Origin of the sequence: Microbacterium sp. GCS4, from assembly GCF_001262495.1 — a bacterium.
Taxonomy (GTDB): domain Bacteria; phylum Actinomycetota; class Actinomycetes; order Actinomycetales; family Microbacteriaceae; genus Microbacterium.
This window is the reverse complement of sequence record NZ_LGYE01000006.1, coordinates 44,645-71,430: the sequence shown is the minus strand read 5'-3', so window position 1 is coordinate 71,430 and position 26,786 is coordinate 44,645. Positions and strand designations below refer to the sequence as shown.

24 protein-coding genes are annotated in these 26,786 nt (G+C 70.1%); 17 read left to right on the top strand and 7 right to left on the bottom strand.

What is annotated here, in order from left to right; translation table 11 throughout:
• Nucleotides 1-37 precede the first annotated feature (37 nt).
• Nucleotides 38-2,755: a pyruvate dehydrogenase (acetyl-transferring), homodimeric type gene (aceE, locus tag AKH00_RS16825; RefSeq protein ID WP_050724050.1), complete on the top strand. Its 2,718-nt coding sequence runs from the start codon at nt 38-40 to the stop codon at nt 2,753-2,755.
• 154 nt (nt 2,756-2,909) lie between these two features.
• On the opposite strand, the gene AKH00_RS16820 is transcribed toward aceE, so the two are convergent.
• A complete protein-coding gene (locus AKH00_RS16820; RefSeq protein WP_050723928.1) occupies nt 2,910-3,677 on the bottom strand; it encodes an IclR family transcriptional regulator in 768 nt (255 codons plus the stop codon).
• A 139-nt stretch (nt 3,678-3,816) separates the two neighbouring features.
• Here AKH00_RS16820 and AKH00_RS16815 point away from each other — a divergent pair, with 139 nt between their 5' ends.
• From AKH00_RS16815 to AKH00_RS16800, 4 genes are read left to right on the top strand one after another with little or no spacing between them, the layout of a single operon-like run.
• Nucleotides 3,817-5,217, top strand: coding sequence for an NAD-dependent malic enzyme (locus AKH00_RS16815; RefSeq protein WP_050723927.1), 1,401 nt, complete (start codon nt 3,817-3,819; stop codon nt 5,215-5,217).
• 5 nt (nt 5,218-5,222) lie between these two features.
• Nucleotides 5,223-6,821 carry a malate synthase A gene (gene aceB / locus AKH00_RS16810; RefSeq protein WP_050723926.1) on the top strand — a complete coding sequence of 533 codons (1,599 nt, stop codon included), beginning with the start codon at nt 5,223-5,225 and terminating at the stop codon, nt 6,819-6,821.
• Entirely contained in the window at nt 6,821-8,092 is a 1,272-nt protein-coding gene (locus tag AKH00_RS16805) for a DUF6986 family protein (RefSeq protein WP_050723925.1), read from the top strand. Before aceB ends, AKH00_RS16805 begins: the two co-directional genes overlap by 1 nt.
• Nucleotides 8,089-8,904 (top strand): bifunctional allantoicase/(S)-ureidoglycine aminohydrolase, encoded by an 816-nt coding sequence (locus tag AKH00_RS16800; protein ID WP_152926246.1) that lies wholly within the window; start codon nt 8,089-8,091, stop codon nt 8,902-8,904. The genes AKH00_RS16805 and AKH00_RS16800 overlap by 4 nt, the downstream gene beginning before the upstream one ends.
• An 81-nt stretch (nt 8,905-8,985) precedes the next feature.
• Here the strand turns inward: AKH00_RS16800 and AKH00_RS16795 are convergent, their stop codons facing one another.
• Nucleotides 8,986-9,402 carry a YkvA family protein gene (locus AKH00_RS16795; protein WP_050723923.1) on the bottom strand — a complete coding sequence of 139 codons (417 nt, stop codon included), beginning with the start codon at nt 9,400-9,402 and terminating at the stop codon, nt 8,986-8,988.
• Nucleotides 9,403-9,498: 96 nt separating this feature from the next.
• Between AKH00_RS16795 and AKH00_RS16790 the strand changes: the two genes are divergently transcribed.
• From AKH00_RS16790 to AKH00_RS16770, 6 genes are all read left to right on the top strand, one after another.
• A complete protein-coding gene (locus AKH00_RS16790) occupies nt 9,499-10,284 on the top strand; it encodes a hydroxypyruvate isomerase family protein (RefSeq protein ID WP_050723922.1) in 786 nt (261 codons plus the stop codon).
• A 29-nt stretch (nt 10,285-10,313) separates the two neighbouring features.
• A complete protein-coding gene (locus AKH00_RS16785; protein ID WP_268768123.1) occupies nt 10,314-11,210 on the top strand; it encodes a 2-hydroxy-3-oxopropionate reductase in 897 nt (298 codons plus the stop codon).
• A gap of 138 nt (nt 11,211-11,348) precedes the next feature.
• Entirely contained in the window at nt 11,349-13,136 is a 1,788-nt protein-coding gene (gcl, locus tag AKH00_RS16780) for a glyoxylate carboligase (protein WP_050723920.1), read from the top strand.
• 8 nt (nt 13,137-13,144) lie between these two features.
• Nucleotides 13,145-14,284: a glycerate kinase gene (locus AKH00_RS16775; RefSeq protein ID WP_050723919.1), complete on the top strand. Its 1,140-nt coding sequence runs from the start codon at nt 13,145-13,147 to the stop codon at nt 14,282-14,284.
• Nucleotides 14,281-14,412: a hypothetical protein gene (locus AKH00_RS18430; RefSeq protein WP_268768119.1), complete on the top strand. Its 132-nt coding sequence runs from the start codon at nt 14,281-14,283 to the stop codon at nt 14,410-14,412. The genes AKH00_RS16775 and AKH00_RS18430 overlap by 4 nt, the downstream gene beginning before the upstream one ends.
• A gap of 98 nt (nt 14,413-14,510) precedes the next feature.
• A complete protein-coding gene (locus AKH00_RS16770; RefSeq protein WP_050723918.1) occupies nt 14,511-14,777 on the top strand; it encodes a hypothetical protein in 267 nt (88 codons plus the stop codon).
• Nucleotides 14,778-14,831: 54 nt separating this feature from the next.
• On the opposite strand, the gene AKH00_RS18040 is transcribed toward AKH00_RS16770, so the two are convergent.
• Complete coding sequence (locus AKH00_RS18040) at nt 14,832-15,170, bottom strand: sigma factor (protein WP_161804410.1); 339 nt, start codon at nt 15,168-15,170, stop codon at nt 14,832-14,834.
• A 174-nt stretch (nt 15,171-15,344) separates the two neighbouring features.
• On the opposite strand from AKH00_RS18040, the gene AKH00_RS16760 reads away from it, so the two are divergent.
• The 6 genes from AKH00_RS16760 to AKH00_RS16735 all read left to right on the top strand — a co-directional run bounded on the left by AKH00_RS16760 (nt 15,345) and on the right by AKH00_RS16735 (nt 23,660).
• A complete protein-coding gene (locus AKH00_RS16760) occupies nt 15,345-16,451 on the top strand; it encodes a LacI family DNA-binding transcriptional regulator (protein WP_050723916.1) in 1,107 nt (368 codons plus the stop codon).
• Nucleotides 16,448-18,073: an FAD-dependent oxidoreductase gene (locus tag AKH00_RS16755; RefSeq protein WP_082297703.1), complete on the top strand. Its 1,626-nt coding sequence runs from the start codon at nt 16,448-16,450 to the stop codon at nt 18,071-18,073. Before AKH00_RS16760 ends, AKH00_RS16755 begins: the two co-directional genes overlap by 4 nt.
• Nucleotides 18,074-18,146: 73 nt before the next feature.
• Nucleotides 18,147-19,454 (top strand): ABC transporter substrate-binding protein, encoded by a 1,308-nt coding sequence (locus AKH00_RS16750; RefSeq protein ID WP_050723915.1) that lies wholly within the window; start codon nt 18,147-18,149, stop codon nt 19,452-19,454.
• Nucleotides 19,455-19,458: 4 nt separating this feature from the next.
• A complete protein-coding gene (locus AKH00_RS16745; protein ID WP_082297702.1) occupies nt 19,459-20,409 on the top strand; it encodes a carbohydrate ABC transporter permease in 951 nt (316 codons plus the stop codon).
• Entirely contained in the window at nt 20,399-21,328 is a 930-nt protein-coding gene (locus AKH00_RS16740) for a carbohydrate ABC transporter permease (RefSeq protein ID WP_152926238.1), read from the top strand. The genes AKH00_RS16745 and AKH00_RS16740 overlap by 11 nt, the downstream gene beginning before the upstream one ends.
• 112 nt (nt 21,329-21,440) lie before the next feature.
• The gene (locus AKH00_RS16735; RefSeq protein ID WP_050723914.1) at nt 21,441-23,660 is read left to right on the top strand and encodes a DUF1349 domain-containing protein; all 2,220 of its coding nucleotides are present in this window, start codon (nt 21,441-21,443) and stop codon (nt 23,658-23,660) included.
• A gap of 76 nt (nt 23,661-23,736) precedes the next feature.
• Here AKH00_RS16735 and AKH00_RS16730 read toward each other — a convergent pair whose 3' ends face one another.
• The 4 genes from AKH00_RS16730 to AKH00_RS16715 all read right to left on the bottom strand — a co-directional run bounded on the left by AKH00_RS16730 (nt 23,737) and on the right by AKH00_RS16715 (nt 26,488).
• Nucleotides 23,737-24,375: an ABC-2 transporter permease gene (locus AKH00_RS16730; RefSeq protein ID WP_050723913.1), complete on the bottom strand. Its 639-nt coding sequence runs from the start codon at nt 24,373-24,375 to the stop codon at nt 23,737-23,739.
• On the bottom strand, nt 24,372-25,220 hold the full coding sequence (locus AKH00_RS16725; protein ID WP_050723912.1) for an ABC transporter ATP-binding protein: 849 nt from the start codon (nt 25,218-25,220) through the stop codon (nt 24,372-24,374). Before AKH00_RS16725 ends, AKH00_RS16730 begins: the two co-directional genes overlap by 4 nt.
• Nucleotides 25,213-25,590, bottom strand: coding sequence for a GntR family transcriptional regulator (locus AKH00_RS16720; protein WP_050723911.1), 378 nt, complete (start codon nt 25,588-25,590; stop codon nt 25,213-25,215). The genes AKH00_RS16725 and AKH00_RS16720 overlap by 8 nt, the downstream gene beginning before the upstream one ends.
• 64 nt (nt 25,591-25,654) lie before the next feature.
• Nucleotides 25,655-26,488 carry an SDR family NAD(P)-dependent oxidoreductase gene (locus AKH00_RS16715; RefSeq protein WP_050724046.1) on the bottom strand — a complete coding sequence of 278 codons (834 nt, stop codon included), beginning with the start codon at nt 26,486-26,488 and terminating at the stop codon, nt 25,655-25,657.
• Nucleotides 26,489-26,786: the final 298 nt, after the last annotated feature.

Sequence of the window (26,786 nt, the reverse complement as noted above, 5' to 3'; positions counted from 1 at the left end):
GCGATGCCCTCCATCTAACAAGAAAGAGACAACCGTGATCGACAATCGTGCAGCCGCCACCGCGGCGACCACAGCCTCGCTCGCCGACCAGCCCGTCGACCTCGACCCCGAGGAGACGTCCGAGTGGCTGGAGTCCCTCGACGCCCTCATCGGGCATCGAGGGTCCGAGCGCGGCGAGCACATCGTCCGCACCCTGGTCGACCGCGCCGGCATCCGTCAGGAGCCCCTCGCGACCACCGACTACGTCAACACGATCGCCGCGGCCGACGAACCGGACTACCCGGGCGACGAGAAGCTCGAGCGACGCTACCGCGCATGGATGCGGTGGAACGCGGCCGTCATGGTGCACCGTGCGCAGCGCCCGAGCATCGGTGTCGGCGGGCACATCTCGACGTACGCGGGAGCGGCGACGCTCTACGAGGTCGGCTTCAACCACTTCTTCCGCGGCAAGGACCACCCGGGCGGCGGCGACCAGATCTACTTCCAGGGGCACGCCTCACCCGGCATGTACGCGCGGGCGTTCCTCGAGGGGCGGCTGTCCGAGGAGGACCTCGACGGGTTCCGCCAGGAGAAGTCGCGCGAGGGCCACGCGCTGTCGTCGTACCCGCATCCGCGTCTCATGCCGGAGTTCTGGGAGTTCCCGACCGTGTCGATGGGCATCGGCCCCATGAACGCGATCTACCAGGCGCAGTCCAACCGCTACCTGCACGACCGCGGGCTCAAGGACACCTCCGACCAGCACGTGTGGGCCTTCCTCGGCGACGGCGAGATGGACGAGCCCGAGTCGCGCGGCCTGCTGCAGCTCGCGGCGAACGACGGCCTCGACAACCTCACCTTCGTCGTCAACTGCAACCTGCAGCGCCTCGACGGCCCGGTGCGCGGCAACGGCAAGATCATCCAGGAGCTCGAGGGCTTCTTCCGCGGAGCAGGATGGAACGTCATCAAGGTGATCTGGGGGCGCGAGTGGGACGACCTGCTCGAGCGGGATCAGGACGGCGCGCTGGTCGACATCATGAACACGACCGTCGACGGCGACTTCCAGACGTACAAGGCCGAGTCCGGCGGGTTCATCCGGGAGAACTTCTTCGGCCGCGATCCGCGCACGCGCGCGCTCGTCGACGGGCTCGCCGACGACGAGATCTGGGGCCTCAAGCGCGGCGGCCACGACTACCGCAAGGTGTTCGCGGCGTATCAGCAGTCGCTCGCGCGCAACGGCAAGCCCACCGTGATCCTCGTGAAGACGGTCAAGGGCTACGGTCTCGGGCAGCGCTTCGAGGCGCGCAACGCGACCCACCAGATGAAGAAGCTCACGCTGCAGGACCTCAAGGACTTCCGCGATCACCTCGGCGTGCCCGTGACGGACGAGCAGCTCGAGGCCGATCCGTACCTGCCGCCGTACTACCACCCGGGGGCGGACTCGGAGGAGATCCGCTACCTGCAGGAGCGCCGGCGGGCGTTGGGCGGCTATCTGCCCGAGCGGCGTCCCGCGCACGAGGCGATCGAGCTGCCGGCCGCGAAGGCCTATGAGGTCGCGGCGCGCGGCTCGGGCACCCAGCAGGCGGCGACGACCATGGCGTTCGTGCGCGTGCTCAAGGACCTCATGCGCGATCCCGCGTTCGGCAAGCGGATCGTGCCGATCATCCCCGACGAGGCACGCACCTTCGGCATGGACGCGTTCTTCCCCACGGCGAAGATCTACAACCCGAACGGGCAGAACTACCTGGCCGTCGACCGCGACATCGTGCTGTCGTACAAGGAGAGCGAGTCGGGGCAGATCCTGCACGTCGGCATCAACGAGGCCGGGTCCATCGCAGCCTTCACGGCGGCGGGCACCGCGTACGCCACGCACGGCGTGCCGCTCGTGCCGGTGTACGTCTTCTATTCGATGTTCGGCTTCCAGCGCACGGGCGACTCCCTCTGGGCGGCGGCCGATCAGATGACCCGCGGGTTCCTCATCTCCGCCACGGCGGGGCGCACGACGCTCACGGGCGAGGGGCTGCAGCACGCCGACGGGCACTCGCCCCTGCTCGCCGCGACCAACCCCGCGGTCGTGACGTACGACCCGGCATTCGGCTACGAGATCGGGCACATCGTGCGCGCCGGCATCGAGCGGATGTACGGCCCGGACTCCACCGACCGCGACCACATCTACAACCTCATGGTCTACAACGAGCCGATCGTGCAGCCCGCCGAGCCCGAGGGCGTCGACGTCGACGGCATCCTCGGCGGCATCCACCGCATCGCCGCGGTCGACTCCCCGCAGACCCATCTGCTCGCCTCGGGCATCGGGGTCATGTGGGCGCTGGAGGCGCAGGCGCTGCTGCGGGACGACTGGGGTGTGATCGCCGACGTGTGGTCGGTCACGTCCTGGACCGAGTTGCGCCGTGACGCGGTTGCCGCGGAGGAGGACGAGTTCCTCGGGCGCGGGACGCGCACGCCGTTCCTGGTCTCGCAGCTCGCGGACGCCGCGGGGCCGATCGTCGCGGTGAGCGACTACGCCAAGGACCTGCCCGATCAGATCCGGCAGTTCGTGCCGAACGACTGGGCGACGCTCGGGGCCGACGGCTTCGGCTTCTCGGACACGCGTGCGGCTGCGCGGCGCTTCTTCAAGATCGACGGACCGTCGATCACGGTTCGGGCGCTGCAGCTCCTGGCCGCGCGGGGTGAGGTCGACGCGTCCGTCCCGGCCCAGGCCGCCGAGAAGTATCGGCTCGACGACGTGAACGCCGGGGCGAGCGGGTCGGACGCCGAGTAGCGGCATCCGATCTGCTGCATCCGGTCTGCAGGAGATCTCACGATCTGCAGGAGGGTTCTTCAGGATTTCTCCTGCAGAACGTGAGATCTCCTTCAGAACAAGAGAGAGCAGGGATGCCGGAGGGGCGACGGATGCCGCCGCGGCGCGGCCGCGGCTACGCGTCGAGCTCGTCGCGGATGGCCGCGGCCGCGGTGCGCAGCAGTGGCACCGCGCGGGTGCCGAAGGCCTCGTCGACACGCGACACCGGACCGGAGACCGACACCGCGGTCGGGGTCGGGGCTCCGGGGACCGCCATCGAGAAGCAGCGGACGCCGATCTCCTGCTCCTGGTCGTCGATAGCGTAGCCGCGCTCGCGGATCACGTCGAGCTCGGCGAGCAGGGCGTCGACGTCGCCGATGCTGTGCTCGGTCGGCGTCGGCATGCCTGCCCGGCTGACGATGCCGCGCACGGTCTCGTCGGGCAGCTGGGCGAGGATCGCCTTGCCGACGCCGGTGTCGTGAAGGTGCGCGCGGCGGCCGACCTCGGTGAACATCCGCATGGAGTGCAGCGAGGGCACCTGGGCGACGTAGACGACCATGTCGCCGTCGAGCACGGCCATGTTGGCGCTCTCGCCGAGTTCGTCGACCAGGCGCTTGAGCTGGGGGCGCGCCAGGGCGCCGAACTGCCGGGACGCGCCTTCGCCGATGCGGATGAGCCGCGGACCGAGGGCGTAGCGGCGGTTGGGCAGCTGTCGCGCGTAGCCGAGGGCGACGAGAGTGCGCAGCAGGCGGTGGATCGTGGGAAGCGGGAGGTCGGTCGACGCGGCCAGCTCGCTCAGCGTGACATCGCCGCCCGCGTCGGTCACGAGTTCGAGGAGCTCGAACACCCGCTCCACGGACTGCACGCCGCCGGCGCTGCTCTTCGGGGTCTTGCTCTCGGCCATGGGGAACCCTCCTCGGTCGCGATCATTCCATCATGCGAGAGGTCGCTGTCGATAATCTGCGACGTCGTGTCCGGCACGCTTGCGCTATCTTTCCATAAAGTAGATAATAGACTCCACGATACGAAATAACGGAGGAACAATGGCGAACCCCGGACCCGGCAACTCGATCACCCTGCGGATCGACGCCCCCTCGAACCACCGCGTCACGAGCGAGCTGGCCGCTGCGGCCGCCGCCGCCGGCGCCGCGGTCACGGCGCTCGATGTGGTGGAGTCGCACCCGGCCTCGATCGTCGTCGACCTCACCTGCAACACCGCGGATGCCGAGCACGCCGACGTCGTCCGCGACGCGGTGGACTCACTGGACGGCGTCGAGGTCCGCGCCCTGAGCGACCGCACCTTCCTGATGCATCTCGGCGGCAAGCTCGAGGTCGTGCCGCGCGTGCCTCTCCGCAACCGCGACGACCTCTCCCGCGCGTACACCCCCGGAGTGGCCCGCGTGTGTCTCGCGATCGCCGAGGACAAGAGCAAGGCGCGCAAGCTCACCGTCAAGCGCAACACGATCGCAGTGGTGACCGACGGCACCGCCGTGCTCGGCCTCGGCGACATCGGCCCCGAGGCCGCGCTGCCGGTCATGGAGGGCAAGGCCGCGCTGTTCAAGCAGTTCGCCGACGTCGACGCCTGGCCCGTGTGCCTCGACACCACCGACACCGACGAGATCGTCTCGATCGTCAAGGCCATCGCCCCGGTCTACGGCGGCGTCAACCTCGAGGACATCGCGGCGCCCCGCTGCTTCGAGATCGAGGCGCGGCTGCGCGAGGAGCTCGACATCCCCGTGTTCCACGACGACCAGCACGGCACCGCGATCGTGACGCTCGCCGCGCTCCACAACGCCCTGCGCGTGGTGGGCAAGACCATCGAGGACGTCCGCATCGTCGTCTCGGGCGTCGGCGCCGCGGGCAATGCGATCGTGCAGCTCCTGCTCGCCGAGGGTGCGCGCGACATCGTGGCCTGCGGTCGCGACGGCGCGATCCACGCGGATGCCGAGTACACCGACGCCCACCGCCGCGAGCTCGCCGCCACCACGAACCCGCGCGGCGTGACCGGCACGCTCAAGGAGGTGCTGGTCGGCGCCGACGTCTTCATCGGCGTGAGCGCCCCGAACATCCTCGACGGCGGCGACATCGCGAACATGGCCGATCAGGCGATCGTCTTCGCGATGGCGAACCCGACCCCCGAGGTCGACCCGATCGTCGCGGCGCAGCACGCGGCCGTGGTCGCGACCGGGCGCAGCGACTTCCCCAACCAGATCAACAACGTCCTCGCGTTCCCCGGTGTGTTCCGCGGACTGCTCGACGCGGGCGTCTCCGACATCACCGCGCCTATGCTGGTCGCAGCTGCCGAGGCCATCGCGTCGCGGGTGAGCGAGGACGAGCTCAACGCGAGCTTCATCATCCCCAGCGTGTTCGATCCTCTGGTGGCCGGCGCGGTCGCCGAGGCGATCGTCCGCGTCGCAGAGACCACCGCCAGCAGCAAGGAGTGACCACCGTGTCCGCCATCGTCACCACCCCCTCCACCGTCTCCCGTGCCGTGGATATCCTGACGCCCGAGGCGCTCGACTTCCTCGCGAAGCTGCACGAGCGCTTCCGCTCCACCCGCGACGAGCTGCTCTCCGCCCGCGTCGAGCACCGCGCCGCGGCATCCGCTGCCGGTCGTCTCGACTTCCGTGCCGACACGGCCGAGGTGCGCGCGGGCGACTGGAAGGTCGCCGAGGCGCCCGAGGCCCTTCGCGACCGCCGCGTCGAGATCACCGGTCCTGCCACCCCGGCGAAGATGGCGATCAACGCGCTCAACTCCGGCGCGAAGGTCTGGCTCGCCGACCTCGAAGACGCCGCGGCCCCGAACTGGTTCAACGTCATCGACGCCCAGGTAAACCTGTTCGGAGCGGCGCGCGGCACGCTGTCGTTCAGCGCCTCCGGCGGCAAGGAGTACCGTCTGCGCGACGACGCCCCGCTCGCGGTCGTCGTGGTGCGTCCGCGCGGATGGCACATGGCCGAGCGGCACATCGAGATCGACGGGGCGCCGGCGATCGGCGCGCTCGTCGACTTCGGCCTCCACTTCTTCCACAACGCGGCCGTGCTCGCGGAGTCCGGACAGGGCCCGTTCTACTACCTGCCCAAGATGGAGAGCCACCTCGAGGCCCGCCTGTGGAACGATGTGTTCACGTTCGCGCAGCAGGAGCTCGGCATCCCGCACGGCACCGTCCGCGCGACCATGCTCATCGAGACGATCCCCGCGGCCTTCGAGATGGACGAGATGCTCTACGAGCTGCGCGACCACGCCTCCGGTCTCAACGCCGGTCGCTGGGACTACCTGTTCAGCATCATCAAGTACTTCCGCGACGCGGGGGAGGACTTCGTCCTTCCCGACCGTGCGAGCGTCGCCATGACCGCGCCGTTCATGCGCGCGTACACCGAGCTGCTCGTGAGCACGTGTCACCGGCGCGGAGCGTTCGCGATGGGCGGCATGGCCGCCTTCATCCCGAACCGCAACGACCCCGAGGTCACGGAGGCCGCGATCGCCAAGGTGCGCGCCGACAAGACCCGCGAGGCCGACGACGGCTTCGACGGCTCGTGGGTCGCGCACCCCGACCTCGTGCCGGTGTGCCAGGAGGTCTTCGACGCAGTCCTCGGCGACAAGCCGAACCAGCTCGACCGGCTGCGCGACGACGTCTCGGTCACGGCCGACCAGCTGCTCGACATCCTCTCCGCCGAGGGGTCGGCGACCGAGGCGGGGCTCCGCACCAACCTCTACGTCGCGATCGCGTACACCGCGGTCTGGCTGTCCGGCAACGGCGCTGTGGCGATCCACAACCTCATGGAGGATGCCGCGACGGCCGAGATCTCGCGCTCGCAGGTGTGGCAGCAGGTGCGCAACCGCACCGTGCTGTCGGACACCGGCCGCACGGTGACGCCGGAACTCGTCGAGTCGGTGCTCGCCGAGGAGGTCGAACGCCTCCGCGGCGAGGTCGCCCCCGGATCGTTCGCGAAGTTCTACGAGCCCGCGGCGCGCCTGGTGCGCGACCTGTGCCTGGACGACGAGTACGTCGACTTCCTCACCACGCCCGCGTACGAGCTGGTCGACTGATGCCGGCCGAGAACACGCTGAACGAGAGCGACCTCGCCGACATCGACGAGCGCCTGGCCGCGACCGACGAACTGCTCGCGACCGCGTACCCGGGCGACGACGGCAGCCGCCAGCCGGTGCACACGCTGTACGTGCCGGCCGACCGGTTCACCCCGGATCTCGCCGCCCGGCTGGGTGCGGACGCCGCGGCTGCCGCGGCCGGCGCCGGTGGCGTCGCCGCGCTCGCCGAGGCGGTCGGGCTCGGGGATCTCGCCGCCGACCTCGCACCCCTCGTCGAGGCGAAGCTCGCGGCTGAGCCGGTCGAGGATCTGCGCCTCGACTTCGAGGACGGCTACGGCGCACGGCCCGACGAGGAGGAGGATGCGGATGCCGTGCTCGCGGCGCAGCGCGTCGCCGAAGCCGTCGCCACCGGCACGGCGCCTCCGTTCATCGGCATCCGGTTCAAGTGCTTCGAGGCGCCGACCCGGCGTCGCGGCATCCGCACCCTGGACCTGTTCCTGACCACGCTCGCGGCGCACGGCGAGCTGCCGGACGGGCTCGTGCTGACGCTGCCCAAGGTGACGACGGTCGCGCAGGTCGACGCCATGGTGGCGCTGTGCGAGACCTTCGAGCAGCGCCTCGGGCTGGCTCCCGGCCGACTGCGGTTCGAGGTGCAGATGGAGACGCCGCAGCTGATCGTCGCCGCCGACGGCTCGGTGCCCGTCGCGACGCTGCTGCACCGTGCACCCGGTCGGATCTCGGCGCTGCACTACGGCACCTACGACTACAGCGCCTCGCTGCAGATCTCCGCCGCGTACCAGTCGATGGAGCATCCCGCGGCCGATCATGCCAAGCAGGTCATGCAGGTCGCGGTCGCCGAGACGGGCGTGCGCCTGTCCGACGGCTCGACCAACGTCATCCCGGTCGGCGATCCCGCTCACTCCCTCGACGCCTGGCGGCTGCATGCCCGGCTCGTGCGTCGTTCGCTCGAGCGGGGCTACTACCAGGGCTGGGATCTGCACGCGTCGCAGCTGCCGACCCGGTACCTGGCGACGTACGCGTTCTACCGCGAGGGCTTCGCCGCCGCCGCGCGCCGGCTGGACGCCTATCTGCACGGCGCGGATGCCGCGATCATGGACGAGCCCGCGACCGCCAGGGCGCTCGCCCGGTTCGTCGTGCGCGGACTCGAATGCGGCGCCCTCACCGAGGCGGAGGTGACGGATGCCGTCGGCGCGACGCCCCGCGACCTCCTGCGCCTCGCCCACCCGAAACTCCAGACCCAGGAGGCCTGATGTCGTACTACACCCCGAGAGGCGGACTGCCCCCGCAGACCGACCTGCTGACCGACCGCGCGGTCGTGAAGCTCGCGTACACGTTCATCCCGAAGGGGGTGCTGCGCGACATCGTCACGAGCAGCCTGCCCGGGTTCACCGACACCCGCGCGTGGATCATCGCCCGGCCGACGCCGAGCTCGGCGACGACGTTCTCGCAGCTGATCGTCGAGATCGCCCCCGGCGGCGGTGCGGCACGGCCGGAGGTGGAGGCCGGAGTGGAGGGCGTGGTCTTCGTCACGACCGGGCGCCTCACCCTCACGCTGGAGGGTGAGACGCACGTGCTGGAGGAAGGCGGCTACGCGTTCCTCGCGCCGGGCGCCGTCTGGTCTCTCGCGAACGAGGGCGACGAGGTCACGAGCTTCCACTGGATCCGCAAGGCGTACGAGTGGCTCGAGGGCGTCGACGCCCCGGCCTCCTTCGTGACGAGCGACCAGGAGGTGGAGCCCGTCTCGATGCCCGACACCGACGACGTGTGGGCGACCACGCGCTTCTCGGACGCGAGCGACCTGGCGCACGACATGCAGGTCAACATCGTCACGTTCCAGCCCGGCGGGTCGATCCCGTTCGCTGAGACGCACGTCATGGAGCACGGCCTGTTCGTGCTGCAGGGCAAGGGCGTGTACCGCCTGAACGACGACTGGGTCGAGGTCGAGGCGGGCGACTACATGCTGCTGCGCGCGTTCTGCCCGCAGGCCTGCTACGCCGGCGGTCCCGAGCCCTTCCGCTATCTGCTGTACAAGGACATGAACCGGCAGATCCGTCTCACCTGAGCGGTCCCGACCGGTCGAGGAGGCGTCACCCCCGGTGGGTGGCGCCTCTTCGCGTTCGATGGGAGCGTCTGTCGGCGTGCGCTACGTGCGGGGGACGCCGACGATCGAACGGAGGGCGCGCAATCCTTCGGGCGTACCGGGCCAGTGGCGATCGAGCGCATCGGCGCCGGCGCGTCCGGTCACGAATCGGAGGGCGATCGCGACGACGATCGCATCGTCGAGGTAGCCCAGCACCGGGATGAAGTCCGGGACGAGATCGATCGGCAGCAGAAGGTAGGCCAGGAGGACGACGAGCGTGACGCGCACGCTCCGCGGCACGGACCGGTCGGAGACGAGCCTCCGGAGAAGGCGCACGACGTCGGGGAGGAGACGCAGCAGGTCGACGAGGCGAGTCCGGTCGCCGGTCCGCCGGGCGGCGAACAGGAGCGCGACCACGAGGGCGATCCACAGCAGCAGCACGCCGCCGACCACGGCGATGACGATCGTCCACCACTCCATGAGTCCATTCTGCGTCCTTGACAGGTCGTCAGCCCGCTCCTATTCTTTTCATTACAAGGAATTCTTCTTCCACGATTCGAAATCAAGGATGATCTCATGAGCTACACCGTCAACGCCTCGATCCTTCTCACCGAGCTGCCCCTGCTGGAGCGCCCGGCGGCCGTCGCGGATGCCGGCTTCGACGGCGTCGAGTTCTGGTGGCCCTTCTCCGAGGCCGTGCCCGCGACGGAGGACGTCGATGCCTTCGTCGCCGCGATCCAGGACGCCGGCGTGCAGCTCACCGGCCTCAACTTCTTCGCGGGCGACATGCCCGCCGGCGACCGCGGCCTCGTCTCCTGGGTGGGCCGCGAGGACGAGTTCCGCGCCAACGTCGACGTCGTCGTCTCGATCGGCGAGCGCCTGGGCACGAAGGCCTTCAACGCCCTGTACGGCAACCGCATCGACGGCGTCGACCCGCAGGTGCAGGACGACCTCGCCGTGCAGAACCTCGCGTACGCCGGTGCGGCCGTCGCGAAGATCGGCGGCATCGTGCTGCTCGAGCCGGTCTCGGGCATGGACGCCTATCCGCTGAAGACCGCGGAGGACGCGCTCGCGATCATCCGCCGGGTCCGTGACGAGCACGGCGTGGACAACGTGCGCCTGCTCGCCGACTTCTACCACCTGGCCGTCAACGGCGACGACGTCGCCGCGGTGATCGCCGAGCACGCCGCCGAGTTCGGGCACGTGCAGATCGCCGACGCCCCCGGGCGCGGAGAGCCGGGCAGCGGCGAGCTGCCGCTCACGTCCTGGATCGACGCGGCCCGCACCGGCGGCTACGCCGGGCCCGTCGGCCTCGAGTACAAGACGCCCCAGGCCGAGGCGTTCGCCTGGCTCGGCCGCTGAGCCGCCCGGCACCCCCGACACTGCACAGCATTTCCGCGAAGGAGCATGACATGACCAGCATCGCCATCATCGGACTCGGCATCATGGGCCTCCCCATGGCCACCAACCTCGTCTCGGCGGGGTACGAGGTCACCGGGTTCAACCGCAGCCCCGAGCCGATCGAGAAGCTCGTCGCAGCGGGCGGCACCGGAGCCGAGAGCATCGCCGACGCCGTGAAGGATGCAGACGTCATCCTCACGATGGTGCCCGACTCCCCGGACGTCGAAGACGTCGTGCGCGGCGAGGGCGGTGTCTTCGCGAACGCGAAGAAGGGCGCGCTCTGGATCGACAACTCGTCCATCCGTCCGGACGTCGCGAAGTCGCTCGCGGAGGAGGCCGTCGCGGCCGGCCTCGGCGCGGTCGACGCCCCGGTCTCGGGCGGCGAGCAGGGGGCGATCGACGGCGTGCTGTCGATCATGGTCGGCGGCTCCGAGGAGCACTTCGCCGCCGCCGAGCCTGTGCTGAACGCAATCGGCAAGACCATCGTGCACGTCGGCCCCGCGGGTGCCGGCCAGACCGTCAAGGCCGCGAACCAGCTCATCGTCGCCGTCAACATCCAGGCGCTGGCCGAGGCCGTCACGTTCCTCGAGGCCTTCGGCGTCGACACCGACGCGGCGCTGAAGGTTCTCGGCGGCGGTCTCGCCGGCTCCAAGGTGCTCGACCAGAAGGGGCAGAAGATGCTCGACCGCGACTTCGCGCCCGGATTCCGTCTCGCCCTCCACAACAAGGACCTGGGCATCGTCACCGCGGCCGCGCGATCCGTGGGGGTCACCGTCCCCCTCGGCGCGGCCGTCGCCCAGCTCGTGAACGCCCTCGTCGCCCGCGGCGACGGCGGCCTCGACCACTCGGGCCTCTTCACGCTCACCACCGAACTCTCCGGCCGCTGATCCCGGTCGGCACCGCGTTTCGTCTCGCTCCGCTCGCTCAACGACCTTCTCCCGGTCGTTGAGCGAGGAGCGGAGCGACGAGACGAAACGCGGCTCACACCGCTTCACACACCGACTCACAGACCTAAGGACACTCCCATGACACGCATGCGCGCAGTGGACGCCATCGTCCTGATCCTGGAGAAGGAGGGCGCCACCGAGGCGTTCGGCCTTCCCGGGGCCGCCATCAACCCGCTGTACTCCGCGATGCGCCAGCACGGCGGCATCCGCCACACCCTCGCCCGCCACGTCGAAGGCGCCTCGCACATGGCCGACGGCTACAGCCGCACCGGCGACGGCCGCATCGGCATCTGCATCGGCACGTCCGGCCCCGCCGGCACCGACATGATCACCGGGCTGTACGCGGCGATCGCCGACAGCATCCCGATGCTCTGCATCACCGGGCAGGCGCCGGTCGCCAAGCTCGACAAGGAGGACTTCCAGGCCGTCGACATCGCGTCGATCGCGAAGCCGGTCGCGAAGTTCGCCAAGACCGTGCTGGAGGCCGGTCAGATCCCCGGCGCCTTCCAGACCGCGTTCCAGATCATGCGCTCCGGTCGCCCCGGACCGGCCCTCATCGACCTGCCGTTCGACGTGCAGGTCACCGAGATCGAGTTCGACATCGACACGTACGAGCCGCTGCCCGTCGCGAAGCCCGCAGCGACCCGCGCGCAGGCCGAGAAGGTGCTCGACATGCTCACGGCCGCAGCTCACCCGGCGATCATCGCCGGCGGCGGGATCGTGAACTCCGGAGCATCCGCGAAGCTCGTCGAGCTCGCCGAGACGCTCGGCGTGCCCGTGTTCCCGACCCTGATGGGCTGGGGCGCGATCGGCGACGACCACCCGCTCGCGGCCGGACTCGTCGGCATCCAGACCTCGCAGCGCTACGGCAACGCGAGCTTCCTCGAGAGCGACTTCGTGCTCGGCATCGGCAACCGGTGGGCGAACCGCCACACCGGCGGTCTCGACACCTACCGCAAGGGGCGCACGTTCGTGCACGTCGACATCGAGCCCACGCAGATCGGCCGCGTGTTCGCGCCCGACTACGGCGTGGTGTCGGATGCCGGGGCGTTCATCGACGCCCTGCTCGACGCCGCCCGCGACCGCGTCGCCGAGCTGCCCGACTACAACGGCTGGGCGCAGGAGTGCCGCGACCGCAAGGCGCGCCTGCACCGCAAGACGAACTTCGACCAGGTGCCGATGAAGCCGCACCGCGTGTACCAGGAGATGCTGTCGGCCTTCGGCCACGACACCACCTACGTCACCACGATCGGCCTCTCGCAGATCGCCGGTGCGCAGCTGCTGCACGTGTACGGACCCCGCCAGTGGATCAACGCGGGCCAGGCCGGCCCCCTCGGCTGGACCCTCCCGGCAGCTCTCGGTGTGGTGCGCGGCAAGCCCGACGAGCAGGTCGTGGCGCTCAGCGGCGACTACGACTTCCAGTTCATGATCGAGGAGCTCGCGGTCGGTGCGCAGCACAAGCTGCCGTACATCCACGTCGTCGTCAACAACAGCTACCTCGGCCTCATCCGCCAGTCGCAGCGGGCGTTCGAGATGGATTTCGAGGTGTCGCTCGCGTTCGACAACGTGAACACCCCGGAGGACTCCTCGAGCGTGGCGACCGGCTACGGCGTCGACCACGTCAAGGTCGCCGAGGGTCTCGGCTGCAAGGCGATCCGGGTCGAGCGTCCGGAGGACCTCGCCGCGGGCTTCGCGGAGGCGGAGCGCCTGAAGGCCGAGTTCCAGGTGCCGGTCGTCGTCGAGGTGATCCTCGAGCGGGTCACGAACATCGCGATGGGCGCCGACCTCGACACCATGAACGAGTTCGAGGACCTCGCGACGTCGCCCGCCGACGCCCCCGAGGCCGTGTACGCGCTGCTGGATTGAGTCCGGCCGTGCGCATCGTGATCGCCTCCGACAAGTTCAAGGGCTCCGCCACGGGGCCGGAGGTGGCCGCGGCGCTCGCCGACGGCATCCACGACGTCCTCCCGGATGCGGTCGTCGAGGCCGTGCCGGTGGCGGATGGCGGTGAGGGCACCATCGATGCTGCCCTCGCCGCCGGTTTCTCTCCCGTCGACGCGACGGTCACCGGACCGACGGGTGAGCCGGTGGTCGCGCGGTTCGCGGTGCGCGGTGCCGAGGCGATCGTCGAGATGGCCGCCGCGAGCGGACTCGATGTGCTGCCGCGCGGCGAGAAGGCCGCGCTTACGGCGACGAGCCGCGGCACGGGTGAGCTGATCCTCGCGGCGCTGGATCGCGGATGCCGGGACATCGTGCTCGGCGTCGGCGGCAGCGCCTGCACCGACGGAGGGGCCGGGATGCTGCACGCACTCGGTGCCTCCCTGCAGACGGAGACCGGCGAGGCGACTTCGGGGGGTGCCGCCCTCGCCGGTCTCGCCTCGGTCGATCTCGCAGGGCTCGACCCGCGACTCGAGGAGACCTCGTTCGTGTTGGCGAGCGACGTCGACAACCCGCTGCTGGGGGAGCGCGGCGCCGCCGCCGTGTTCGCGCCGCAGAAGGGCGCGTCCGACGACGACGTGATCGTGCTCGAGCAGGGGCTCACGCGCTTCGCCGATCTGCTGGAGCGCTCGGCCGGCGTCACCTCGTCGATCGAGGTGCCGGGGGCGGGCGCCGCCGGGGGAGTCGGTTACGCGGCACTCGCGGTCTTGCGTGCGCGGCGGGAGCGCGGCGTCGAGGTCGTGCTGCGGCTCACGGGACTGGCCGCGCGGATCGCCGGGGCCGACCTCGTGATCACGGGCGAGGGCAGCCTCGACGGTCAGAGCCTCGGGGGCAAGACGCCGGTGGGAGTCGCGACGCTCGCGGGGGAGACCGGCATCCCGGTGATCGCCGTGTGCGGGCACTCGGCGCTCTCCGCCGACGAGGCGGCGGGCGCGGGCTTCTCGGCGGTGTACGCGCTGAGCGCGCTCGAGCCCGAGAAGGAGCGCAGCATGGCGAACGCCGTGCCGCTGCTGCGCGAGGTCGGCCGCACGATCGCGCGCGAGCGGATCGCCGTGGACTCGGACGTCGCGTCATGATCACCGCGGCCGACGGCGCGGACGACCCGGCCCGGCACATCGATCCCGACCTGCGCGCCGACAGCCACGAGAGCTGGGCTCGCCGCCTCGGGCGCGCACTCGCCTTCCTGGTCCGCTGCCTGCGGTGACGGACCGGGGATTTCTCCCCATCGGCTGCGCCGCCATCTCTGGATATCGTCGAGGTCAATCGCGGCGACGGACGCCCGCGCTGGAGGAGGAGAAGCTCATGAAGAATGCAGCAGCCCGCGTCGGCGCGGTCGCCGTGCTGGCCCTCGGCTTGATCGTCGGAGGGTCGGTGGCCGCTCCCGCACCGGCCGCCGCTACGTCTTACGGCAAGAGGATCACCTCGTCCGATCCGATCTCGTGCGACCGCAAGATGCGGGACTTCGCCGCATCTGTGCGAGGTCAGGGGTACAGGGTCACGTACTACTACGGATGCTGGTGGAGCTCGTCGTCACAGGCCTTCGTGGGCAACATCAGCTACGAGAAGTGAGACGCCCCGCGTCCCCACGACCGCGCAGGTCGGGCGCGAGCGGGCGCCCGGTGGTCACGCGACAGCTGATCCGTCTTCGAGGGATCCGGTGGGCTCGACGCGCGCGGCCGCGCGTCGAGCGATGCCGTACAGCCACGAGGCGACCGAACCGTGCCGCCCGGGAAAGCTCGCCGCCCGCGTCCAGACATCCAGGAAGACGTCTTCGAGCAGCTTCTCGGCGCGGAGGGGATCGTCGACCATCCCTCGCAGCAGACCGAACATCCCGCCCGCGGTCAGGTCGTACAGCTCCGCGAACGCGAGCTGGTCACCGCGCGCCACCCTGGGTAGGAGCGCGGACGCTCCCGCCCAGGGGTCGTCCTCTCCCGTCCGGGGCGAGGGTGCGAGGGTGGTCATGACCCGATGGTCCCACGGAGCATCGCGCCGAATCGCGCTCTTGCGCCGGTCCTCGGCGGAGTGGTAGGGCGCGCCGGCGGTCGACGCGCTAATAATGCGTATTATCACGTTGACCATCACGGTCCTCGGTCGCCAGAGTGAGGGGAGCACCCCGCAGGCGATCAAGGAGGATCGATGCCTCATCACCGCTCGACGCAGGCCGACGTCGCCGCTCTCGCCGGCGTCAGCCAGGCGACCGTCAGCATCGTCCTGAGCGGGCACACGCCGAAGGGCGTCCGCATCTCGGAGGCCACGCGCAACCGCGTGCAGGAGGCGCTCCGCATCACCGGGTACTCGGCCAATCCGGTGGCTCAGCGTCTCGCCGGCGGTAAGAACCAGCTGCTCGGCGTCTTCACCTACGAGAAGACCTTCCCCCGCGGAGGCCGCGACTTCTACGGCGCCTTCCTGAACGGCATCGAGGAAGCGGCCGAGCAGCTCGGCGTCGACATGCTGCTGTTCACCTCGGCGCGGGTGGTCGACGGCCGGCGCCGGCTGGCGGGCGACGGATGGCAGCGGCTCGGCATCGCCGACGGATGCCTGCTGCTCGGTCAGCAGGAGGACCGCGAGGAGCTGCAGCATCTGCTCGACACGAACTACCCCTTCGTGTTCATCGGCAAACGCGAGACCGACAAGCACCTGCTGCCATACGTCGGCGCCGACTACGTCACGGCAACCGCTCGTCAGATCGACCGGCTGGTCGCTCTCGGCCACACCCAGATCGCCTACGCGGGCCTGCGCGGCGACGACCAGTCCACGCGCGATCGCGTCGACGGCTATCGCGACGCGATGACGGCCAAGGGACTCGCGCCGCGCTTCCTCGACCTGCGCGAGCCCGCACGCGGCGTCGGCGAGGTCGTCGAGCGCGGCATCACCGCCCTCCTCCTCGCTCCGGAGAACGACCCCGACGAGATCGCGGACGCGATCGAGGCCCGGGGGCTCGCCGTGCCCCGGGACATCTCCATCGTGCTGCTGGGTCAGCCGCACCTGCCGCTGCGCCGGGGCCGCCGCTGGTCGGGATTCTCCGTGCCGCGCGAGGAGATGGGCGCCCGCGCGCTCGTCCTGCTCTCACGCATCGTGCACCAGGATGCCGAGCCCGCACGTCGATCCTCCGCCCGATCGTCGACGGCGTTGCAGCTGACCGACGCCGACTACCACCAGCTCATCGACTGCCCGGACGTCGACGGCGACACGCTCGCCCTCGCACCGGCCCTCACCCGCCCCTTCGAAAGGAACCCTTCGTGACAACGCGAGAACTGACCACCGACATCCTCGTGGTGGGCGCCGGACTCGGCGGCGTGGCCGCCGCCCTGGCCGCCGCCGACCGGGGTGCCCACGTGATCCTCACCGAGGAGTACCCGTGGATCGGCGGCCAGCTCACCTCGCAGGCGGTGCCGCCCGACGAGCACCCCTGGGTGGAGGAGTTCGGCATCACCGCCCGCTACCGGCGGCTGCGCGACGGCATCCGCGAGGTCTACCGCCGCCGCTACCCGCTGACGGATGCTGCGAGCAGCCGCGCCGACCTCAACCCCGGCGCGGGCTGGGTGTCGAAGCTGTGCCACGAGCCGCGCATCGCGGTCGGCGTGCTGGAGGAGATGCTCGCACCGCACCGGTCGACGGGCCGCATCCGCCTCCTGGAGCGTATGCGTCCGATCGCGGCCGACGTCGACGGCGACCGCATCACCCGCGTCACCCTGCAGTCCGAGGTCGACGGGGAGACCGTCGCGGTCAGCGCGGGCTACGTGCTCGACGCCACCGAGACCGGCGAGCTGCTGCCGCTGACAGGCACCGAGTACGTCACGGGCTTCGAGTCGCGGGCCGAGACCGGCGAGCCCAGCGCGCCGGACGAGGCGCAGCCCGAGAACGTGCAGGCCCTGAGCGTGTGCTTCGCGATCGAGCACGTCGACGGCGACCACACGATCGAGCGCCCGACCGACTACGGGTTCTGGCGCGACTACCTGCCGGAGGCGTGGCAGGGCAGCCGGATGCTGTCGTGGGAGGCGCCGAACCCGCGTACGCTCGAGATGGGCACGCGCGCCTTCGACCCGAATCCGGGCGACGACGTCGCCGAGGTCGACGCCGACCAGTCCCGCAACGCCGGCGACGCGAACCTGTGGACGTTCCGGCGCATCGCCGCGCGAGACCAGTTCGAGCGGGGCTTCTACGAGAGCGACATCTGCCTCGTGAACTGGCCCAGCATCGACTACTTCCTCGCCCCGGTGCTCGACATCCCGCGCGACGAGGAGCTGGAGCACTACCGGCGAGCGCGGCAGCTGTCGCTGTCGATGATGTACTGGATGCAGACCGAGGCGCCGCGCGCCGACGGCGGCACCGGATACCCCGGGCTGCGGTTGCGCCCCGACGTGATGGGCTCGGACGACGGGCTCGCGCAGGCCCCGTACCACCGCGAGTCCCGGCGCATCCGGGCGCTCACCACCGTCACCGAGAACGACGTCTCCTACGACGTGCGCGGCGAGGCGGGTGCGACCAGGTACGAGGAGTCGGTCGGCGTCGGCATGTACCGCATCGACCTGCACCCCTCCACGGGCGGCGACACCTACATCGACGTGGCCTCCACGCCGTTCGAGATCCCGCTCGGCGCGCTCATCCCGCAGCGCACCGCCAACCTGCTCGCCGCGAACAAGAACATCGGCACGACGCACATCACCAACGGCTGCTACCGGTTGCACCCCGTGGAGTGGAACGTCGGCGAAGCCGCCGGCCACCTCGCCGCCTACTGCGCAGCGACCGGTGCGACCCCGCACGAGGTGCACGCCGACGCCGGCATCCGATCCGACTACCAGCGCGAGCTGGAGGCCACGGGCGTCGAGCTGCACTGGCCCGAGGGGCGCGTGCATGCCTACTGACACGATCACCGACTACCCACCCGAATCACCGCACAGCCCACCCGAAACACAGCACAGCAAGGAGAAGACCACCATGAGCACATCCGCATCGCGTCGTCGGCGTCTGCCGCTGACGGCCGGGGCCGGCATCGCCGCCGTCGCCCTCGTGCTCGCCGGATGCAGCGGGAGCCCCGAGGGCACCGCCACTCCCGACGAGCCCGTCGAGCTCCGCATGACGGTCTGGACCGCCGACGAGACACAGCTCGGCCTCTTCCAGGAGATCGCCGACGAGTACGTGGCCGAGAACCCGGACCTGGTCTCGAAGGTCACGTTCGAGCCGATCCCGTTCGACGACTACACGACGACGCTCACCACCCAGCTCGCGGGAGGCAACGCCCCCGACCTCGGCTGGATCCTCGAGAGCTACGCCCCGGAGTTCGTCTCCTCGGGTGCCCTCTACGACATCACCGGCACGCTGCAGGATCACGAGGGGTACGAGTACGACGACCTTCTCGACTCCTCGCTCGCGCTGTGGCAGCAGGACGACAAGCTCTTCGCGTACCCGTTCTCGAACAGCCCGTTCGCCGTGTTCGTGAACACCGACCAGATCGCCGCCGCCGGACAGCCGAACCCGGCCGACCTCGTGGCCTCGGGCGACTGGACGTTCGACGCGGCCCGCGACATCTCCGCCGCCTCCGCCGCGACTTCGGGCAAGCAGGGGCTCGTCGTGCGCGACTTCGACTACAAGGTGTGGGAGAACCTCGCCACCATCTGGTCGTCGTTCGGCGCCTCGCCGTGGAGCGAGGACGGTGCCAGCTGCACGCTGACCGACCCCGAGATGGTCGACGCGATGACGTGGATCCACGACGCGATCTTCGTCGACGGTGCGATGCCCGAGCCCGGAGTCACCGCCGACTTCTTCGCCGGCGACGCCGCGATGACGATCACGCAGATCAGTCGTGCATCCGCGCTCGACGACTCCTTCGGCTGGGACGTCGTGCCGCTGCCCGACGGCCCGGAGGGACGCCAGAACGTGATCGGACAGGCCGGCATCGGGGTGTTCGCGAACGCGGAGAACCCGAGCGTCGCGGCCGACTTCCTCGCCTACTTCACGGCACCCGAGAACGCCGAGAAGCTCGCGGCGTACTTCCCGCCGCCCCGGGAATCCCTGCTCAACGCGGAGACCCTCGCCGCGGGCAACCCGCGCCTCAGCGAGGAGCAGCTGCAGGCCGTCGTCGTCGACGGGATCCAGGATGCCGTCACGAAGCCCGCGCACCCGAACTTCGCCAAGATCCAGGACACGGTGCGTGCGCAGCTCGACGCCCTGTGGACCGCGGACGCCGACGTGGAGTCCGTGCTCGGGAGCACCTGCGAGACGATCGCTCCGCTCCTGGAGGGCTGACCGCATGACATCCTCCGCCGTCCTCGCGGCGGCCGACACCGCGGAGCGGAAGGGGCGTCCCGTGCGCCCCCGCCGCTCCGCGGCGACGCGGCAGGACTGGATCGTCGGCTACACGATGGTCGCCCCCGTGGTGCTCGGCTCGATCGCCTTCGTCCTCGTGCCGCTCGTCGCCGTGCTGTGGTTCTCGCTGCACGAATGGAACGTGCTCGCCAACACCTTCGTGTTCGCGGGCGCCGACAACTACGAGCGGATGCTGGCCGACCCCGGACTCCGCGACTCGCTGCTCGCGAGCCTGTGGTTCTCGATCGGGCTGGTCGTGCTCAACGTCACGCTCGCGCTCTTCCTCGCCGTGCTGCTCAACCAGAAGCTCCCCGGCACGACCACGTTCCGCACGTTCTTCTTCTCGCCCGTCGTCGTGTCGCTCGTCGCCTGGACCATCGTCTGGAGCTTCCTGCTGCAGGCGGACGGCGGCATCAACGGCTTCCTCGCCACCGTCGGCATCCAGGGTCCGAACTGGCTCCGCAACGACGTCACGGCGATGCTCGCCGTGATCGTGGTGCAGGTGTTCAAGAACGTCGGGCTCAACATGATCCTTTTCCTCGCCGCGCTCCAGGGCGTGCCCGAGGAGATCGGCGAGGCGGCCCGCATCGACGGCGCCGGCGCCTGGCGGCGCTTCCGCTCGATCACGCTGCCGATGATCAGCCCGACCATCCTGCTCGTGATGATCCTCACGATCGTCGGCTCGCTCGAGGTGTTCGCGCAGATAGCGGTGCTCACCGGCGGCGGACCGGGCAACTCGACGACCGTCCTCGTCTACTACCTGTACCAGCAGGCGTTCCGCTTCAACGACTTCGGCTACGCGAGCGCCATCGCGGTGCTGATGTTCCTCATCGTGCTCGTGCTGACGCTCGTGCAATGGCAGACCAGGAAGAGGTGGGTCTTCAATGAGAACTGACGTCATCGACCGGCCGGAGTCCCTCAGCACCCGTGCCGTCACGACCGGGTCCGCGGAGCGCCGAGAGCGACCTGGCGCGGCCACCCGCCGGCGCCGCTGGTTCGCGGGAGGCCTCATCGCGCTGATGGCCGTGCTCAGCATCCCCTTCGTCTTCCCGACACTGTGGATGATCACGAGCAGCTTCAAGCCGATGAGCGAGATCCTGCAGAAGGTCCCGACGCTGTGGCCGGCGAACCCGTCCGCGGACGCCTACGGGGAGGTGTTCCGCCTGCAGCCGTTCGCGCAGCAGTACTGGAACAGCCTCTACATCGCGGCGCTCGTCACCGTGGGCACGATGCTCGTCGCCGCCATGGCCGGATACGCGTTCGCGCGCATCCGCTTCCCCGGCGCGAACGCGCTCTTCCTCGTGGTGCTGGTGGGGCTGCTCGTGCCGAGCGAGGTGACGATCGTCCCGCTGTTCCGCTTCGTGAACTCCCTGGGGCTGATCAACACCCACTGGCCGCTGATCGTCATCCCGGTGCTCGGAGCGCCGGCGGTGCTCGCGGTGTTCATCATGCGCCAGTTCTTCCTCGGGCTGCCGACCGAGCTGGAGGAAGCCGGACGCATGGACGGGCTCGGCCGCTGGGGCATCTTCTGGCGCATCGCCTTCCCGTTGGCCCGGCCCGCGCTCGCCGCCGTCGCGATCTTCACGTTCCTGAAGTCCTGGAACCTGTACCTCGAACCGATCGTGTACCTGTCGAGCAAGGACATGTTCACGCTGCCGCAGGCGCTGACGCAGTACGTCGACGCCTACGGCGGGCCGATGTGGAACGTGCAGCTCGCCGCCACGACCCTCACGGTGGTGCCGGTGCTGGTCGTGTTCCTCTTCGCGCAGAAGCAGTTCGTGCAGGGACTCGCCCACACCGGACTGAAGGGCTGACCCGGAGCGCCCTCACCCGCATCTCGCCCGGTTCCGACCGAGCGCTGTTCGTCGCGCCCTCGCCAGCGCATCCATCGAAAGATCCATCGACGCATCCAACGAAGGAGAAGCAATGAGAACGACAGCCCGACGTGCGCAGCGACGCGCACTCTCACTCGCCGCCGTCGCCGTCGCCGCGGTCATGGCGGCGGGAGGCGCCCTCCCCGCCCAGGCGGCCCCCGTCGGATCGGGGCCCGGCGTCGCCGCGGAAGTGGCGCCACCGCCCGCCGACTGGCCGGTCTTCGGCTACCAGGGGATCATCACCGACAAGTTCGACATGATCTACAACCCCACCGACGAGTACATCTTCCCCAGCGTCTTCCACGCCGGGGAGCACTTCGCGAACCCGCTCGGCGAGTGGTACCTCTACCTGGCGCCGCACGATGACCCCGGCGGGATCGTGCTGATGTACGCCGACAGCCTCGAGGGTCCGTGGACCGAGTACGCCGCAGGTCCCGTGATCACGAACGACTGGCCGCCGCACTACGGACCCGTGCCGCACGTGTCGAGCCCCGACGCGGTCTGGAACGCCGTCGAGGGCACGATGTTCCTCTACTTCCACGGCAACAACTCGGTGACGCGCTTCGCGACGAGCGACGACGGGATCACCTTCACCTACGGCGACGTCGCGGTCACGAACGCCATGGGCGACGTGCCGGGCACTCGGCGCATCACCGAGACGTCCTACGCCCGGGTCTTCGATCACCCGGACCCCGACTCGCCCTACAACTTCGCCATGTTCTACATGGCCAACGACGACACCCCGGTCGGCGGCGGGCTGACCGGCATCCGTCGCATCCGGCTCGCGGAGTCCGTCGACGGCCGCACCTGGGTCGTCGACCCGGTGCCCGTCGTCGCGCCGGGTGAGGAGGAGGGCGCGAACGTCTCGGGCCCGAACCTCTGGGAGCACGACGGTCAGCTCTACGTGCTGTACCACGCGTCGAGCGGCAAGTCCTACGCCCGCACGATCGATCCGACCCTCCGGGACGTCGGGGAGGTGCCGATCGTGCTGCACCAGTCGAGCGGGCTCGGCACCGACACGGGCCGGGTCGCCTCGCCGGAGATCGTCACGGACGGCGGCGAGACGTACCTGTTCTACGAATCGGGCGACCGCCTGGGCGGGACGATCGCGTGGGCGAAGGCCGGCGCCGAGACGGTCATCGAGCCCCCGTTCGGCGGGTTCGCCGAGGATGCGGCGAACCCGGTCTTCGACACGTGTGCGGCTCCGGGATCGGACGAGTTCGCGGGCGCGCTGAGTGACCGGTGGGACCGCACGGTGCGAGCGGATGCCGCACGCCACACCGTCTCGGACGGAGCGTTGATCGTGCCGACGTACACGGGAGGGGTCTCGGCGGCCCCGCTGCTGCAGCAGGAGCTTCCCGAGGGGTCCTGGCAGGTGACGACGAAGGTCGGTCTGACCCCGACGCAGAACTTCCAGCAGGCCGGATTGCTGCTCTACGCGAACGACACGACCTACCTGAAGTTCGACCTCGGCAAGGCCACGCCGGGGCGCGTGGTGGAACTCGTGGGCGCGGGAGGGCCGGTCTTCACCAGCCAGCAGCGCACCGAGGTCGACACCGTATGGCTGCGGTTGACCAGCGACGGCCGCGAGATCGAGGCGTCGGTGTCGTACGACGGGGTGGCGTTCGAAGCGTTCGGGAATCGGGTGCGGCTCGAGGCCTCACCGGGTGTCGCACGGTACACGCACGTCGGACCGTTCGCGTTCCGGGGTTCCACGGCGGCGGCGGAGCTTCCGGCGACGTTCGACTGGTTCCGTTTCTCGCCGACGCCCGAGGCGTATGCGGCCTGCGTCGATCCGGGAACGGATCCGGGCACGGATCCCGGTACCGACCCCGGCACAGACCCGGGCACGGACCCCGGTACCGATCCCGGTGCAGACCCGGGCACGGACGCACCGGCACAGGTCGCGGTCACGTTCGGCCATGCCGAGCGCGCGCCCGGTCAGGTGCAGACCGTCACGGGAACGGGCTTCGCACCCGGCGAGCGTGTCACGGGAGTGATGCGCTCCGAGCCGCTCGACCTCGGTGCGCAGACCGCGGACGCGGACGGGACCGTGCGCTTCATGTGGACCATCCCGTCCGACACTGCGGCCGGCACGCATACCGTGACGCTGACCGGTGCGGCGGCGGGCTCGGTGAGCGCCTCGTTCGTCGTGCGGGCCGGCGGGCTCGCGTCGACGGGCGCCGACCCGCTCCCGTTCATCCTGGCGGCCGTGCTGCTGCTGGGCCTCGGCGGAGTACTCGTCGTCCGGCGCCGGAGGGCGCTCGCCTGACGCGCCTCACGCACAGCGTTCGCTGCCGCCGAGAATGTCGAGGGCAGCGGACGCTGTACGTGAGGAGGGCGTGTCGTCAGCGCAGCTCTCGTGTCGAGTACAGCCGCACGGCGACCGCGACGCCGACGACGAGCCCGACGACGCCCACCGCGACGCACACGCCGAGTCCGAGTGCCGGAGGGATCGCGCCGATCACGTCGCCGTCGACGAGGCCGAAGGTCTGCGAGATCCACGCCCCGGCGGCGAGCAGCAGGGCAGGTGCGTAGACCATGAGCCGACCGCGGGAGTAGCCGACGCGGAAGAGGACGGGCAGCTGCACGCCGACCGCGACGCCGACGACGGCGAACGCCGCCGCGAAGCCGAGCCCCAGCACCTCGGGGGCCACCGTGGTGCCGCGCGCCGCGGCGACGACCAGCGTCGTGACGGTCGCGACGGCCATGGCGATGATCCCGTACAGGACGATCGAGAGCGCGCGACCCGTGACCACCGCGCGGCGGGAGATCGGCAGCACGCCGTACAGGGTGTCGAGGTGATCACGCTCGTCGCCGAGGAAGGGCGCGGAGAGCATGAGCGAGGTGACGAACGCCGAGGCGACGATCGCCATCCCCGGCACCGGCAGCAGGATGCCGACGACGACGATGAACGCGAGCGGCAGCAGTGACTGCCTGCGGGGGAGCCACGACATCAGGTCGAGTCGGGTGAATGCGAACGTCATGCTGCGGCCTCCTCATGCTCGGCACCCAGGTGGATGATGATGTCGTCGATGGTCGCCTCGTCGATCACGATGTCCGAGCCGAACATCGCGGTGTCGTCGATGCGGATGAGCGCGGCCCATTGCCCACCGGCGTGCTGCGCTCCGAGGACGCCGGCCGGCGCCTGACCGGATCCGCGTGCGACGGCGAAATCCTCCTTCGCATCGGGGAGCACCCCGTGATGGGCGACCCGCCCGCCGACGAACACCACGAGCTCGTCTGCGAGGTCGTCGAGGTCGGCCGTGATGTGCGTCGAGAACAGCACGGAGTGCTGCGGGTCGATCATGAACTGCCGGATCACGTCGCCGATCTCACGGCGGGATGCCGGGTCGAGGCCGCTCGACGGCTCGTCGAGGATCAGCAGTTCCGGGCGCTGCGCGAGCGCGCAGGCGAGCGAGAGCTTGACGCCCTGACCGCGCGACAGCTCGTCCACCCGCTGCGTGCGGGGCACCTGAAGCCGGTCGAGGAGCTCGGCGAACAGGGACTCGTCCCAGTCGGGGTAGAACGGCGAGATCCGCTGTCCCACCGTTGCGACCTTCCAGTCGCCGGCGGCGGTCGGCCTGTCGAGCACGACTCCCGTCTTCGCGAGGGCCACGGGCGACCCGGCGGGCTGTCCGAGAACCTCGATCGTTCCGGCATCCGGTGCGCGAAGCCCCAGTAGCGCCCGGATCACTGTGGTCTTCCCGGCGCCGTTGGGCCCCACGAGACCTACGACCGAACCGCGGGGGATCGTGAGCGAGATGTCGTGGACCTCGAAGTCGGGTCGGGTGATGCGCAGATCGGAGATCCGCACCATGTCGTCAGTCATCATTCCTCCATGCCTCATCGAGGCGTCGGTGCAGGTCGTCGATGTCCAGCCGCGCGTGCCGCGCCGAGACGAGCAGCTCGGTCAACGCGGCGTCGATGCGCTGGGCGAGGCCACCCGATGCGACCGCGGGGTCGACCTCGCGCACCACGAACCCCCGGCCGTGCTCGTTGCGGATGAGCCCCTCGGCCACGAGGTCGTTGTACGCGCGAGTCACGGTGATCACGCTCACGCGCAGGTCGGCCGCCAGCTGCCGCAGTGACGGCAGGGTGCTGCCGGTGGGCTCGTCCCCCGACAGGATCGCGGAGCGCACCTGTGTCTTGATCTGTTCGTAGATCGGCACGCGGGCGCTCGTCGAGATCACGACCTTCATCTGTCCTCCATCTGTATATAGACACCATAACAGCAGAACAGTGGAGGGTCCAGGTCCCGACGGTTCAGCCGCCCGCGCCGCTGCGGAATCCCGGCTGCCCGGAATAGTCCTGCTGTCGACGGGCGAGCACCACGCGGATCTGCTCGGCGGCGCCGTCGCCGAGCACGAGACGCAGCGGGCCGTCGTCTGCCGCCACATGCGCGAGGATGCCGTCCGCGATGTCGACGGGAGGGGTTCCGCCACCTGTCGCGCCCGGCTCGCTCGGCCAGGGGACCGCACTGGTGCCGAAGAGCTGCTCACGAACCCCGTCGTAGGCGGCGTGCGGGGTGCTGAACCGCATGCCCGAGGTCGCCCATCCGGTGTCCATCGCGCTCACCTCGACCAGGGTGACCCTGATCCCCATCGCCCGCACCTCGGCTGCCAGAGCCTCCGTCATGCCCTCGAGGCCCCATTTGGCGGCGTTGTAGAGGCCGAGCATCGGCGCGGCTCCGACTCCGCCGGTCGACGAGATCTGGACGATGTGCCCGTGGCCCTGGTCGCGGAGGAACGGCAAAGCCGCCTGAGTGATCCACAGCGGGCCGAGCAGATCGACGTCGAGGATCGCTCGAGCCTCGGCTTCCTCGACCTCTTCGACGGCGCCGACCAGGCCGTAGCCCGCGTTGTTCACCACGACGTCGAGGCGGCCGGTCGTGCCGTGCGCGTCCTCGACGACCCGGCGGCAGGCGTCTCTGTCGACCGGGTCGAGGTGCGCGACGGTCAGCCGCGGGTGCGTGAAGGGGAGTGCACCGCGGCGGGTGGCGGCGATCACGCGATGCCCAGCAGCCAGGGCGCGCTCTGTGAGCGCGAGGCCGAGTCCGCCGCTCGCGCCGGTGATGAGCCAGGTGTCCGGAGTCGTCATGCGCTCCATTCAACCCTCTGCCGGACCGCGCGCCGATCCTCTACCGGTGGTTCCTGCGGCTGGCACCCTTCACGAGGGCTCAGCTCCGCAACCACCTCAAGAGGCTCCGGGGTCTCGAGCGACGTCACATGCGGTGTCACTTCCAAAGCTATCCCGGACTGGAGACCTGTCCAGGGTCCGCAGTCCGGACTGAAGTTTCCGCCGTTCTCCTGGTCTCTCGAACTGGTCTATTCCACAGCTACTCCAGACAAAAGCGCCCGGGTAAACCCAGGCCAGGAGTCAAAATGTCTATCGATTG